This is a genomic window from Pseudomonas graminis (genome assembly GCF_001705435.1).
Classification (GTDB): Bacteria; Pseudomonadota; Gammaproteobacteria; order Pseudomonadales; family Pseudomonadaceae; genus Aquipseudomonas; species Aquipseudomonas graminis_B.
In genome coordinates this window covers 233,734-247,398 of sequence record NZ_MDEN01000065.1, presented here as the reverse complement: position 1 = coordinate 247,398, position 13,665 = coordinate 233,734, and the positions used below count along the sequence as shown (strand labels likewise).

Genomic DNA, 13,665 nt, shown 5'->3' with positions numbered 1-13,665 from the left:
ATGCCCCGTCGCTCGATACTCTCGGCTTCTGAGCGCGAGACTTTGCTTGCGCTGCCGGAAAGCCAGGACGATCTGATCCGCTATTACACCTTCAACGAGTCCGACCTGTCGCTGATCCGTCAGCGACGGGGTGATGCCAATCGTCTCGGCTTTGCCGTGCAACTCTGCCTGCTGCGCTACCCCGGTTACGCGCTGTCCAGCGACAGCGTGCTGCCAGATCCGGTCATTGAGTGGGTGGCACGACAGGTTCAGGCTGCGCCCGAAAGCTGGGCGAAGTACGGTGAGCGCGATGTCACCCGCCGTGAACATGCCCAGGAGTTGCGAACCTACCTGGGCTTGTTGCCGTTCGGGCTGTCAGACTTTCGCGCCCTGGTACGTGAGCTGACCAACCTGGCCCAGCAGACCGACAAAGGTTTGTTACTGGCTGGGCAGGCTCTGGAGAGTCTGCGTCAGCAACGGCGGATTTTGCCGACCCTGACGGTGATCGACCGGGCCTGCTCCGAAGCAGTGGCGCGAGCGAACCGGAGGATCTACCGTGCTTTGATCGAGCCGCTAAGCCAGCAGCATCGCAACAAACTCGACGAACTGCTGACCATCAAGACAGGCAGCAATAGTACCTGGTTGACCTGGCTACGGCAGTCACCGTTGAAACCGAATTCGCGGCACATGATGGAGCACATCGAGCGGCTGAAGATTTTTCAACTGGTGGCCCTGCCCGAAGGGCTCGACCGGCATATCCACCAGAACCGCTTGCTCAAGCTTGCCCGCGAAGGTGGGCAGATGACGCCGCAGGATCTTGGCAAGTTCGAGAACGAACGGCGCTACGCCACCTTGGTTGCCGTGGTGCTGGAAAGCACCGCGACAGTGACCGATGAACTGGTGGATCTACACGACCGCATCCTAGTCAAGCTGTTCAGCAGCGCCAAGAACAAGCATCAGCAGCAATTTCAGAAACAGGGCAAGGCGATCAACGACAAGGTTCGCTTGTACTCGAAGATAGGTCAGGCCTTGCTGGAGGCCAAAACTACCGGTGGCGATCCGTTCGCCGCCATCGAGGCGGTCATCCCCTGGGACGAATTCGCCCAGAGTGTGACCGACGCCGAGCTACTGGCCCGTCCCGAAACCTTCGACCATTTGCACCTGGTCAGCGAAAACTTCAATACTCTGCGCCGCTACACTCCAGCCTTTCTGGAGGTGCTTCAACTCCGGGCCGCACCGGCAGCTCAACGTGTGCTGGATGCCATCCAGCAGCTGCGCGAGATGAACGCAGACAACCTGCGCAAGGTGCCATCGGACGCACCAACTGCGTTCATCAAGCCGCGCTGGAAACCGCTGGTGATCACGCCGGAAGGCATTGACCGGCGTTTTTACGAAATCTGCGCCTTGTCTGAACTGAAAAACGCGCTGCGTTCCGGCGACATTTGGGTCAAGGGCTCACGGCAGTTTCGTGACTTTGAAGATTACCTGCTGCCGCCCGCGAAGTTTGCCGCGCTCAAGAAGGAACAGGCGCTGCCATTGGCGACCAATCCCAACAGCGACCAGTACCTAGAGGAGCGCTTGCAGCTGCTAGAGCAGCAACTGGCGACCGTCGCCAAGCTGGCCAAGGACAATGAACTCCCCGACGCGATCCTCACAGAGTCCGGACTGAAGATCACGCCGCTGGATGCGGCAGTACCGGTCACCGCCCAGGCGCTGATCGACAAGACCAGTCAGCTACTACCGCGCATCAAGATTACCGAGCTGCTGATGGACGTGGATGAGTGGACAGGATTCACCCGTCACTTTACCCACCTGAAGGATGGTGCTCAGGCCAAGGATCGAACGCTGTTACTGTCAGCAATCCTTGGTGACGCCATCAACATTGGGCTGACGAAAATGGCCGAGTCGAGTCCGGGTATGACCTACGCCAAGCTGTCTTGGCTGCAAGCCTGGCACATCCGTGACGAAACCTACTCGGCGGCTCTGGCTGAATTGGTCAACAATCAGTTCAACCACACCTTTGCGGCCAACTGGGGAGACGGCACCACCTCATCCTCCGATGGCCAGCGCTTCCGTGCAGGCGGTCGAGGCGAAAGCACCGGGCACGTCAACCCGAAATACGGCAACGAACCAGGGCGGCTGTTCTATACCCATATCTCCGATCAGTACGCGCCGTTCAGTACCCGAGTGGTGAATGTCGGAGTGCGGGATTCGACCTATGTGCTCGATGGTCTGCTGTATCACGAGTCGGATCTGCGGATCGAGGAGCACTACACCGACACGGCTGGCTTCACCGATCATGTCTTCGCCCTGATGCATCTGCTGGGCTTTCGTTTTGCCCCGCGCATCCGCGACCTGGGCGAAACCAAACTGTATGTCCCGCAGAGCGTACAGGACTACCCGACGCTGCGCCCAATGATCGGCGGCACGCTGAACATTAAGCACGTCCGCGCTCACTGGGACGAGATTCTGCGTCTGGCCGCGTCGATCAAACAGGGCACCGTCACTGCCTCGTTGATGCTGCGCAAGCTGGGCAGCTATCCACGTCAGAACGGCCTGGCCGTGGCCCTGCGGGAGCTGGGCCGGATCGAGCGCACGCTGTTTATCCTCGACTGGCTGCAAAGTGTCGAGTTGCGTCGTCGCGTGCACGCTGGATTGAACAAGGGCGAGGCGCGCAATGCCCTGGCCAGGGCGGTGTTCTTCAACCGCCTTGGTGAAATCAGGGATCGCAGCTTCGAACAGCAGCGCTATAGGGCCAGCGGACTGAACTTGGTGACCGCCGCTATCGTGCTGTGGAACACCGTCTACCTGGAGCGGGCAACCCAAGGGCTGACTGACGCCGGAAAGCCGGTGAATACCGATATGTATCAATATCTGTCGCCGCTGGGCTGGGAGCACATTAACCTGACCGGCGATTACGTCTGGCGGCAGAGCCGCAAGCTGGAGGAAGGGAAATTCAGGCCGTTACGACAGCTCGGAAAGCCTTAGCGTACGATTTTTTCCGAATTCTCTCGGCTCCCCTCCATGGCACGCCCGCGGAGTTGACCAGCGGAGCGCCACCGCCGTACAGCAGGCTGGTGATGTGCGAATCATTGCCGGCACCGTTGATGTCACGGTACAGCTCGCCTTCGGCTTGCACGCCTTCGGCCAGTTTGCCTTTGGCGCCTTTGTTGAGCATCACGATGATCGAGCCAATGATCTCAAGGTGGCTCAATTCCTCGGTGGCGATGTCCAGCAACAGGTCCTTGCGACCTGGATCTTCTTCGGCCAACGCTTGAGTGAAGTAACGAGTGGCCGCGGCCAGCTCGCCCTGGGCGCCACCGAACTGCTCCAGAAGCAGATTGGCCAGACCCGGATTAGGCTCGGCGACGCGAACCGTGTATTGGAGACGTTTATTGTGCAGGAACATAGTGTTACTCCCTTCTCAGGCTATTTTGATATCAGGATGTTTAACGACAAGTTCAGCTTTTTTAGTACGGCGATCGGTCAACTAAGCAGAACGCACAGATATAAAGAGAGATCGGGGGTGGTGTAATTCAGGAAAGCGAAAATAGGCCCGACCAATGGTGTGGCGCTTAAAGTTTAATAACGGTGGGCGTGTCCCGACAGGTGGTCTGTTATTTAAACGACAGCCGAACGAATTGAATTTCGCGACCCTAAGCGATCTGAATGGAGAGTTGTCAGGAGTTGGATCGACGGCATTGCACCGTCGATGACCATGAAGATTTTTCGTGGGGACATGGAGCGGGTCGCGCAGGTGGATCATCAGCTGATGACGGCGGCTTTCGGTCCACTGGCGATCAGGGCCGCGCCACACGCTGTCTTCATTCCGTCCAGTGCAACCGGGACTCCATCCACGGCGTACGTGCTGCTGCCTTCGGCGATGGGGAAAATACCTTTGCATAACGGGCAGCTGACGTTGTGCCCTACCCCGGCGATGGGCTTGCCGTTGAGGTTAGTCTGCGGGAAGGCTTCAAGCACGACGCCGCCGTGGGTGGTGAGGTCGCCTAGGCGGATGATGTCTTTCATAGTTGTGAAGTCTCTCGGTTAGTTTAATTCAGTCACTATCTGTTTACGGTGATTGCTTGTAAGCGGCTGGGAACTGCTCACTCTTTGGAAGTGCATTCGGGTGTAGGAGCTTGTTTGCTGGCGAAGGCGCTGTATCAGGCAACAGAATTGTTGTGCCATTTGACGGCCCGCACGACTCAACTGGAAATCGGCGGACATCGAACTTTGGCAGTTGAAATTACCAACTGCCATACGGAATGCCGTGCTGGTCGACGTAGGCTTTGTTCTCAGGTTCGAGATAGATGTACTTGCCCTTGCTTGCGCCACGGTACGGGCCGAGCGGCTCGACTTCGGCCTGGTAACGGCCGACTTCTTTGTATCCCAAGCAAGATCCACCCACCCAGACTTTAACAATTCCCCCCGGCGCCATTCCAAGGGTGATCGCGTCGCGATAGTCCTCCTCCCATTTGCCTGCCCATAAGCAAAAGGCTTGCTCTGGCTTGATCATCTGATCGCGCACCCACTGCGGTATCTGAATACTGATCTTGTAGGCTTGCGGCTCGACCAGGGATTGCCAACGCAGAAAGATTCGCTCAGGAAGATCGCCGTTGTTGATGGGGTTCGACTTGCCCGCGCCATTTCCCCAGCCCTCCGGCTGACCGGTGTAACTCGCGACCCCACCATGCACACGAAAAAAAACCAGACCCCGCTGATCGATCACATCAACCGTCTCCACCCACACCTCCATATGTTGGGGAGCCGCCAGACCGACATACCATGCTGGATATGGCAGCTTGACAGGTGGGGGTACTGAGCTACCCGTTGCGCAGGCACTCAGGCTGATCAGCAATCCGACCGCAAAGACCAGACGCCTCATTCGGGAAACCCAGTCTGCAAATGTAAGCCTTGAACAAAGCAGCAAGTGCGCTAGCCGTCGCGTGCCGTGATGCCCCTTGTGAGCACTCATGGCCGAGTTACCAACTGCCATAGGGAATTCCGTGCTGGTCGACGTAGGCTTTGTTCTCCGGTTCGAGTGGGATGTACTTGCCCTTGCTTTCGCCACGGTAGGGTCCGAGGGGCTCGACTTTGGCTTGGTAGCGGCCAACTTCTTTGAAGCTCAGGCATGGCCCACCGACCCACACTTTGACGATACCTCCCGGAGCCATTCCCAACGTAATCGCGAAACGGTAGTCGTTCATCCATTCTTTTGAACTGCGGCAATACACGCGCTGTGGCGTCACCATCTCATCGCGTACCCACTGCGGTATCCGGATGCTGATTTTGTAAGCCTGAGGCTCCACTAGTGACTGCCAGCGCAGAAGAAGTTGGTCTGGTAAGTCAACGTTGTTGATGGGTTTTCCGCCAGATGTGCCCTTGTGCCAGCCCTCGGGCTTTCGCGTGTAACCGGCGACTCCGGCGTGTACGTTAAAAAAACGTATCCCCGCTGATCGAGCACATCGACGCTTTCAACCCACACTTCCATGTGTTTGGGCGCGGCGAAGCCGATATACCACGCCGGATATGGCAGCTTGACAGGTGGGGGTACTGAGCCACCCGTGGCACAGGCACTCAAGCTGAGTAGGAATCCGACTGCAAAACCCAGGCACCTCATTCCGGATAACCTTCTTGCGGACTATTGAGGTGCACGTTCCTGCGATTCAGCGGCGCCGGCTTGCTGAATAGAAAGGGACCCTCAGGGGTCCAGTGCGCGGACAGGTGGATGTAACGAACTCGCAGCAATGACTCTTGCGCAGGTTCAAGTCTTACGAGCCTATCCGTCATTACCTGCTGCAAGATTCGCTTGGCGATAGGCATGAGCTCGTCCGGCATCGCGAGCTCAGGCCGCCCCTCCAGCCCCTTGAATGGAACGCCGTGACGCACCGATAGTTCACGCATTACGCGCAATGCAATCAGGCTCAGTTCGCCATGCACAGGGCGTTCGAGCAGCACGGTTATCCAGTAGTCCTCCATGACCGACGCGGCTTTGCCGCGAGGGTTAGTTGCTGCAGGCCAGGCTTTCACGGCAACGTATCCATCTCGCGCCACGCCTGATTCGCGCAGTACCTTGGCGTCCGCCTCTGCACGGGCCCATGCAGCGTGGGATTCAACCCTTTGACCGGTCGGAACGCTGGCCTTGCAGGGCTGCGTCATCCACAACTTTTCTCGTGCTCGTGAGAGATAGCCCCCGCCGACATCGGAATACCCGCCGCAGTGGGTTCTGAGACGTTCATCTGTGCGGTGGCGCGATGGGTGCGAGGCCGCAGCAGCGTTACCAACTGCCATAGGGAATTCCGTGCTGGTCGACGTAGGCTTTGTTCTCCGGTTCGAGTGGGATGTACTTGCCCTTGCTTGCGCCACGATAGGGGCCGAGCGGTTCGACTTTAGCTTGGTAGCGGCCGACTTCTTTGAAACCCACGCATGGACCACCGACCCAGACTTTCACGACCCCTCCGGGGGCCATGCCTAAGGAAATCACATTCCGGTAGTCATCCTTCCAATCATTTGGGACCAAGCAAAACGCTCGTTCTGGACGAATCATCTCGTTTCGCACCCACTGCGGTATTTTTATTCTGACCTTGTAAGCCTGTGACTCCACCAGTGACTGCCAGCGCAGGAAGATCTGGTCGGGCAGATCGACGTTATTTATAGGTTTCCCTCCCGAGCCCCCTCGGTGCCAGCCCTCGACGTTCCCGGTATAACTTGCGACGCCACCGTGTACCCGGAAAAACGCGAGTCCACGCTTGTCCAGCACATCTACGGTTTCGACCCAGACTTCCATGTGCTTGGGTGCAGCGAAACCTATGTACCAGGCCGGATACGGCAACTTCGGAGCAGGCGGGAATCTTGGCGCGCCAGCGCAGGCACCCAGACTAATAAGCAGCCCTACAGCGAAGATCAGGCGCTTCACTCTGGATAGCCTGTTTGCGGGCGGTTGAGATGCACATTCCTACGATTCAACGGTGCCGGCTTGCTAAGCAAAAAGGGGCCTCGTGGCGTCCAGTGCGCGGACATGTGGATGTAACGCGCTCGCAGCAACGCCTCTTGAGCCGGCTCAAGGCGTACGAGCCGGTCCGTCATTATCTGCTGCAAGATTCGATTCGCGATAGGCATGAGCTCATCCGGCATTGCGAGTTCAGGCCGCTCCTCCAGACCCTTGAATGGAACGCCGTGACGTATCCCCAGCTCACGCATGACACGCAATGCAATCAGGCTCAGTTCGCCATGCACGGGGCGTTCGAGCAGCACGGTTATCCAGTAGTGCTCCATGGCCGACGCAGCTTTGCCGCGAGGGTTAGTTGCTGCAGGCCAGGCCTTCACGGCAACGTAGCCATCGCGAGCCACGCCTGATTCGCGCAATACGTTGGCGTCCGCCTCTGCACGGGTCCACGCGGCATGGAATTCAACCTTTTGACCGGTCGGAACGCTGGCCTTGCAGGGCTGCGTCATCCACAACTTTTCTCGTGCTCGTGGGAGATAGCCCCCGCCGACATCGGAGTGAGCGCCCGGCAGACCTATCTGAAGGTGCGTGTGGTGAACATTATTGAGAGAAAAGTCGGCGCGATATTCGTCGAGCGCTTGAAGGTGGATAACCTGCCGAGCGCAGTCAGGTGGCAGGTAGAGATTGACGCCACGATTAATGTCATTGCCTGGGCTGAAGTCGCCATGTAGTGGGTCTGAGATGGCTGCAACGGAATCGAACAGGCCGACCAAATTGATGCATACATCAGCGGCCGAGTCGAAACTTCTTAATAGACCAGCGCGCCCCCCGACAAGCAGCTCGCTGAATACCCCACGATGAGGCTTAAGGACTTCGTTAGCGCAATGCCGTGCAGCCGCGGCTCCGCGGCTGAAACCGAAGACGTCGAATTCAACGGTGCGAATAGCTGTGCCGGGATTGATTTGGAGGAACTGCTCTAACTGTCTTTCGATCAACGTAGGCGCCTCTTTGACCCGCGCCACCACGCCCGTTTCACCTTGCCCGAGAGCTTGCCCGATCAGCACGTCATCCTCGCCGCCGCTACGGGTGCCGATGCCTTCGATGTACGCCCTGATATAACCAATCTCTGAATCCTTACCGACTGGTGTTGCGGTGTTATCCGGATACAAGTCATACAAATACGCCACATTGCTCGGTGCATTCCCGTAACTGTTATTAGGCGCGCTGTTAAACGCACTACCGTCAAACTCTCCAAACCCGTACTGCTTGCACGTCGCCGCAATGCTTTCAAGCTCTTCACGACTGAAACTGTCCAAATCCGATTGTCGGCACTGTGCGGTCGCCGCCGCATTGCTCTGGTTATTTCCCGTCCCATCAAAGAACAGCCCGATGCGCAGGGTGATGCCTTCGGTGATTTCTTCTTCCTCTTCTTCTTCTTCAAGTTCAGGTGCGGGACGCGGCGTCAGCCATTCTTCGGGCTGCGGAAAGTCGATCGCCACGTGTCCGGGCAGCATTGTGTGGACGGGCATGGTCTTGCCGTCCTTGTCGGTCACGCCGTTGAATACTTCGCCGTCCTGCGTGGTGATCCGGTACCGGACGAAGCGCGCAGCGGCCTTTTGCGCATCGACCAGGGTGTACCCCGCCCCGTAGCCATAAGGTATTGGCGTCACCGGAGTCGTAAGCGTGGTGGCAGCGGCCTTCAGCACGTAAGCGGCCCGGTGATAGATATTCCCTGGCGCGCCCAGCTCGATTTCGCCATCCTTGATACGAATGAATGCGCCACCGCAATTCAGGAGGAGCTCCTCCGGCGCGCTGATTTCGATCCGGCCGGCCAGGCTTTCAATCTTGATGTCGTCTTGGGCGAGCGCGTGCAGTGCGGCACTTTGGGCGTGAAGCTTGACGTCGCCCTGAACCGCTTTTACTTTCAGACCCTTGGTGACGGCACACAGGCTGATCGCACCTTCGGCGGTGCCGGTGATGTTGCGTCCGGCGCTGAGGTCGGTTGAGCGTGATGAGGTGATGGCGACGCTTTCGCGACCGGAGGAAACGCAGATCGCTTCGGGGCTGACCATGCCGATGCCGGCCGGTGCGTGCAGCAGAAGCCCGGGCTCGCTGAGGTGAGTCAGCGCGTCGTTTAGTTGCGAGTGGCTCCGGGTGTCTGCGGCGATAGCACCCGCACTTCGCGCGGCCTGGGCCATGGTGCGGGCCAAGGAAAGCGCGGTTTCAAGCTGGTCGATCGCCGCGTCCATGTCGAGCTGCTGACCGTGCGCCTGGGTCTGTTCATCCGCACTGATAAACAGCCCGCGCCCCGCCCGAATCGCACCCCACCCATCCGTGCGCAACTCAAACCCTTCGCCGCGCTTATCCTTCTCGTTGTCGACCAGATGCCCAAGGTTTAGCTGGCTCTTGCCGCTGTGCTCGGTGCTGAGGTTGATGTGTTCCTTGCCGCGATCATCTTCCATGCGCAGCTTGTTGTTGGCAGGCGTGCGCAGGACGTTGCGTTTGTAATCGCTGCGCAGCAGCGTCACATGGTCGGGGTGTCGGCTGTCGTGAAGGGCATGGGCGATGTAGGGCCGGTCCGGGTCGCCTTGCTCAAACGCGATGGCTACTTCGGTGCCACAGATCAGCGGCAGGTGCAGGCCGTGGGTATCGCCCGCATAGGGTCGGGCCAATCTGAGCCACAGACTTTCTTCACCCAATTTCCAGCTGTCGCGGTCGAACAGAAAACTGACCTTGTAGCGGCCTTCGCTATCAATGTGGCTATAGGGATCGTTGGCCAGCGAGCTGGTCACACGGGCCTGAACAGTCCCGGCTATCTCAGGTTTCGCCAGCAACGGCGGCCGAAAACACACGCTTTCGGAATACGGAATCGCCTCAAAACTCAGTTCAAAACTGCGATCCCGCGCAGCGCGCAGTTTCAATCCTGTGATGACCGCACCCGGCTCAAATGCCTGCGGCGCACCACCGGAAATCGCCAGCACCTCCGCCAATCCCAACGTAGCGCTGCTGCTCACGCCACTTAAGCGAGTCTGATTATTCAGATACCGCTCATGCCGCAACCGGGCGTAGAAAAACCCGCTTTCACCCTCTAAATCTTCATCCTGATCCAGCTTGTCGCCGAGCACCTTGTACGGCTCGGCATAGTGATACGCCTCGCCGTAAGTGGTGGAACCCCCACGCGTCTGATCAACATGCCCATCGAGCCATGCGTGCGCATCCCGATTGTAATAAGCCCGAAAGTGTACGTTCTTCTCCACCACCTCATGACTGACTTTCAGCCCCCAAACCCCGTCCTGACCACTGCTGCCCAACCCCGACCGCGGCCGAAACGGCAAGCTCACACGCGGCCGAATGTAATGCCGCTGGTCATCATGAAACTCAACGACAGCAACCCCCAATCGCTCATCGTTAGTGAAGCGGAACCAGATCCCCACCTCGGCCAACAGCCGGGAAATAAATGCCAGATCGCTCTCGCCGTACTGCATCACCTGCTCGCGCTTCGGATACTCCCTTACCAGCGAGAACAAAAAGTCCTGCCCCTCAAAGTCATGCCGAGTACGCAGAACGCTCTCGACAATCTGCGGCACCGACTGATGCTGATAAATCCGAAACTGCCGCCCACGGGCCAGCAACGCCAGGCGCGGTTCAAGCGTCACTTCATAACGCGCTTCATCGGCCGAACCAGAGAGCCGTTTAAACCCCGTCACAACCCCATGCAAAGTTCGCAACGGTTTAACCGGAGGCACCGGCAAACCACGAATCGCCACCGGCAACGTATGCGCCGCAGCATGCAGACTGAACTGCGCATCCTGCCCCAGCATCCGCTCAGCGCCGATGTCCGGCTCAGCGGAAGTGAATTCCACCCGGTAACGAAACGGCTGACTCAGCTGTTCCTCGCCCTCGAAGGCCAGAACATCGAGTTCAATGGGCAGACGATGAACAACAAGCTTATGGCGACTGTGGTCGAAGAAAGGCGGCAACACGGTGAGCATGAATGAGCGTCCCTGGCAGGAAAAATCCCCCCTGAGCAGCGCGTAAAGATCTGATCAACTCGTCCATGAGAGAGGGCTGAGGCCGGCGAAGATGAGGCATTTCAAAGTGTGACTCCAGAGGGCGAGACACGAAGGAGACGGTTCCAGCGGCATTTACGGACTAATCCTACAATCCGTAAATCGACAGCAAACCCGCCCGCCAATCTCTGGCACAATCCCCTCTTTTTTTCGAGCAGGACAGGCCAGCACATGGATCTGAATAACGTTTTTCAGCGCTTGAACACCGGCAGCAAAAAGTGGAGCCAGTACCCCGAGGACGTGCTGCCAATGTGGGTGGCGGACATGGATTTCCCGGTGGCCGCGCCCATTGTGCAGGCGCTGAAGAACCGTCTGGAGCATCCGCTGCTGGGCTATTCCGTGCCCCAGCAGGCGCTGCGTGAAACCCTGGTCAAGCATCTCGCCGAGCGTTACGGCTGGCAGATCGAGGCGCAGGACCTAGTGTTTCTGCCCGGGGTCGAGCCCGGCGTGAACATGGCGCTCCACGCACTGGTCTCGCCGTCCAGCGCGGTGCTGGTGCAGACGCCCAACTACTCGCCGCTTCTGCACGCGCCGGCCAACTGGAAGCTGCCGCGCATCGATCTGCCCTTCCATGCCAACGCCCAGGGCGAATACCCCACCGACATTGCGACGCTGGAACGCGCCCTGCCTGACTATGGCGCACTGCTGCTGAGCAATCCGCACAACCCGCTGGGCAAGGTCTTCGAACGCGACGAACTGCTCGCCATCGGCGAAGCCTGCGTACGACGGGATGCGCTGATCATTTCCGATGAAATCCACGCCGACCTGCTGTTCGACGGCCGTCAGCACACGCCGATCGCTTCCCTGAGCCCGGAGATCGCAGCACGCAGCGTGACGCTGATGTCGGCGAGCAAAGCGTGGAACATTGCCGGTCTGAAAACCGCGTTCGCCGTGGTGCAGAACGCCGAACTTCGCCAGCGTTTCAATGCCGGGCGGCTGGGTCTGGTCGACAGCGTGAACGCCCTGGGCCTGGAGGCGACTGAAGTGGCCTATCGCGAGGGCGGCCCGTGGCTGGCACAGGTAGTGGCGTATCTGCAGGACAACCGTGATTACCTCGCCGAGGCGATCAACACCCGTTTTCCGGGGATCACGATGCATTTGCCCCAGAGCACGTATCTGGCGTGGCTGGATTGCTCGGGCCTGGGACTAAAAAATCCACAGCAGTTCTTCCTCGAACACGCCAAAGTCGCGCTCAGCGACGGGCTGGAATTCGGCGATGACTGCGGCCAGTTCGTGCGCCTGAACTTCGGCTGCCCACGGCCGATGCTGAAAGAAGGCCTGGCGCGTATGGAACGCAGCCTGCGCGACATCTGACACCTTCCCGGCTAAAGCCGGTCCTACATGGCCTTGCTCAGAAATACTTCAGCCAGGCGATGTCCCGACGTCGCGCCTTGAGCGCGGCAAACCAGCTCACCGCCGGCAACAGCACAACGGTCAGCACCGCAGCGCAACCCCACAGGCCCAGTACCGAGGTGAAACCGAAGTACTGGCCTTGGGTGGTGCCCCAGATCGCCACCGCGCCGACATACAGCAGCTTCAGCACGTACAAGTGGAGCAGGTAGAAAAACATCGGCGCCGCGCCAAAGGTCACCGGCGGTCGCAGCCATGCCCGCCCCTGTTGACGCTCAAGCCAGGCCAGCACCAGCAAGCCAACCCCCAGGGTCAGACTGATAAACAGCAACGACGGCGGGTACTTAGTGACGTTGAGGACGCTCATCAGCGTCTGCGCGGTGGTGTCACCCTCCACCCACGGCTTCTCGCCATAGCCATTGATGCCGCGCAACGCGAGAAACAGCGTCAACGCGCCAAAACCCCAGGCAATCAGGTTGATCTCGCGCTTTTCTCCATTCGCGCCTCGCCCAAACCACGGCCCGGCGGCGTAACCCACGGCGATCACGCCGATCCACGGCAGCAGCGGGTACGAGGTGCGCAGGCGCAAACTGTCGCCGACCTCGATCCAGCCGCGGTCATGGAGAATCGCCCACGGGATGTGCAAAGCCGAGCCCGTGGCAAAATGCACGTTGTCCAGCAGGTTGTGCCCGGCGATGATTGCCAGCCCCAGCGCCGCCAATACGCCGCGCGGCAATGCGACCATCGCTGACAGCGCGATCATGCTCAGGCCAATCGCCCAGATGACCTGTAAATAGATCACCGTCGGCGGAAACTGGAACGTCCAGGCGAAATTCACCAGCGTCAGTTCCAGCGCGATCAGCACCAGCCCGCGCTTGAACAGAAAGCCCGCCACCGCGCCCTTGCCCGCATGCCGTTCGCCGTACAGCCAGGCGGAAAGCCCCGTCAGAAACACGAACAGCGGCGCGCAGAAATGCGCGAGGGTGCGGCTGATAAACAGGTCAACGCTGGTGTGAGCGATGTCCATCGGGTCGCTGACCTGATGGTGCAGAAAGAAGGTCTCGCGCACGTGATCCAGCAGCATGAAGATGATGATCAGCCCACGCAGGGCATCGATCGATTGCAGGCGGCCAGGATGGGCGATGGACGTGGCGGGAGATTGCAGAGGGACAGACAGGGTTTGCATACGCGGTGGACTCTCAAAGCGCGATAACCGACAGGCCCGTGATCGACCTGAAAACCGGGTTATAACATAACACTTCGGAGCGCCCTGTGCGCAACCTGAATCACGCGCAGGGTCTGGCTTGGGAAGCGCTAAAC

At 59.1% G+C, this 13,665-nt stretch carries 9 protein-coding genes and 3 pseudogenes; 2 read left to right on the top strand and 10 right to left on the bottom strand.

The genetic code is table 11. The features are described 5' to 3' along the window. Positions 1-2,967 carry a Tn3 family transposase gene (locus tag BBI10_RS17815; protein WP_065990646.1) on the top strand — a complete coding sequence of 989 codons (2,967 nt, stop codon included), beginning with the start codon at positions 1-3 and terminating at the stop codon, positions 2,965-2,967. 25 nt (positions 2,968-2,992) lie between these two features. Here the strand turns inward: BBI10_RS17815 and BBI10_RS17810 are convergent. The 9 genes and pseudogenes from BBI10_RS17810 to BBI10_RS28045 form a co-directional block, all read right to left on the bottom strand. Next, positions 2,993-3,388 (bottom strand): annotated as a pseudogene (locus BBI10_RS17810) (manganese catalase family protein); the annotation flags it as partial. A 356-nt stretch (positions 3,389-3,744) separates the two neighbouring features. Beyond that, entirely contained in the window at positions 3,745-4,008 is a 264-nt protein-coding gene (locus BBI10_RS17805) for a PAAR domain-containing protein (protein ID WP_065990645.1), read from the bottom strand. Between the two features lie 217 nt (positions 4,009-4,225). Continuing rightward, complete coding sequence (locus tag BBI10_RS17800; protein WP_065990642.1) at positions 4,226-4,864, bottom strand: DUF2931 family protein; 639 nt, start codon at positions 4,862-4,864, stop codon at positions 4,226-4,228. A gap of 97 nt (positions 4,865-4,961) precedes the next feature. Beyond that, a complete protein-coding gene (locus BBI10_RS17795; RefSeq protein ID WP_279615260.1) occupies positions 4,962-5,339 on the bottom strand; it encodes a DUF2931 family protein in 378 nt (125 codons plus the stop codon). Beyond that, the gene (locus tag BBI10_RS28675) at positions 5,288-5,599 is read right to left on the bottom strand and encodes a DUF2931 family protein (protein WP_279615257.1); all 312 of its coding nucleotides are present in this window, start codon (positions 5,597-5,599) and stop codon (positions 5,288-5,290) included. Before BBI10_RS28675 ends, BBI10_RS17795 begins: the two co-directional genes overlap by 52 nt. After that, on the bottom strand, positions 5,596-6,009 hold the full coding sequence (locus BBI10_RS17790; RefSeq protein ID WP_141695211.1) for a hypothetical protein: 414 nt from the start codon (positions 6,007-6,009) through the stop codon (positions 5,596-5,598). Before BBI10_RS17790 ends, BBI10_RS28675 begins: the two co-directional genes overlap by 4 nt. Before the next feature lie 247 nt (positions 6,010-6,256). Continuing rightward, complete coding sequence (locus tag BBI10_RS17785) at positions 6,257-6,895, bottom strand: DUF2931 family protein (protein ID WP_065990638.1); 639 nt, start codon at positions 6,893-6,895, stop codon at positions 6,257-6,259. Then, positions 6,892-7,716: pseudogene (locus tag BBI10_RS28670) on the bottom strand (phospholipase effector Tle1 domain-containing protein); the annotation flags it as partial. The gene BBI10_RS17785 and the pseudogene BBI10_RS28670, both read right to left, overlap by 4 nt. A gap of 915 nt (positions 7,717-8,631) precedes the next feature. Continuing rightward, positions 8,632-10,917: pseudogene (locus BBI10_RS28045) on the bottom strand (type VI secretion system Vgr family protein); the annotation flags it as partial. A 249-nt stretch (positions 10,918-11,166) separates the two neighbouring features. On the opposite strand from BBI10_RS28045, the gene BBI10_RS17775 reads away from it, so the two are divergent. After that, positions 11,167-12,309, top strand: a complete 1,143-nt coding sequence (locus BBI10_RS17775) for a MalY/PatB family protein (RefSeq protein WP_065990634.1) — start codon at positions 11,167-11,169, stop codon at positions 12,307-12,309. 37 nt (positions 12,310-12,346) lie between these two features. Here the strand turns inward: BBI10_RS17775 and BBI10_RS17770 are convergent, their stop codons facing one another. Then, positions 12,347-13,531 (bottom strand): DUF1624 domain-containing protein, encoded by a 1,185-nt coding sequence (locus tag BBI10_RS17770; protein ID WP_065990631.1) that lies wholly within the window; start codon positions 13,529-13,531, stop codon positions 12,347-12,349. Positions 13,532-13,665: the final 134 nt, after the last annotated feature.

What these genes read in the sequence shown, in the direction of transcription:
- BBI10_RS17815 (WP_065990646.1), top strand. Translation starts at nt 1, where the DNA reads ATGCCCCGTCGCTCGATACTCTCGGCTTCTGAGCGCGAGACTTTGCTT.
- BBI10_RS28675 (WP_279615257.1), bottom strand. Translation starts at nt 5,599, where the DNA reads ATGAGGTGCCTGGGTTTTGCAGTCGGATTCCTACTCAGCTTGAGTGCC.
- BBI10_RS17805 (WP_065990645.1), bottom strand. Translation starts at nt 4,008, where the DNA reads ATGAAAGACATCATCCGCCTAGGCGACCTCACCACCCACGGCGGCGTC.
- BBI10_RS17770 (WP_065990631.1), bottom strand. Translation starts at nt 13,531, where the DNA reads ATGCAAACCCTGTCTGTCCCTCTGCAATCTCCCGCCACGTCCATCGCC.
- BBI10_RS17775 (WP_065990634.1), top strand. Translation starts at nt 11,167, where the DNA reads ATGGATCTGAATAACGTTTTTCAGCGCTTGAACACCGGCAGCAAAAAG.
- BBI10_RS17800 (WP_065990642.1), bottom strand. Translation starts at nt 4,864, where the DNA reads ATGAGGCGTCTGGTCTTTGCGGTCGGATTGCTGATCAGCCTGAGTGCC.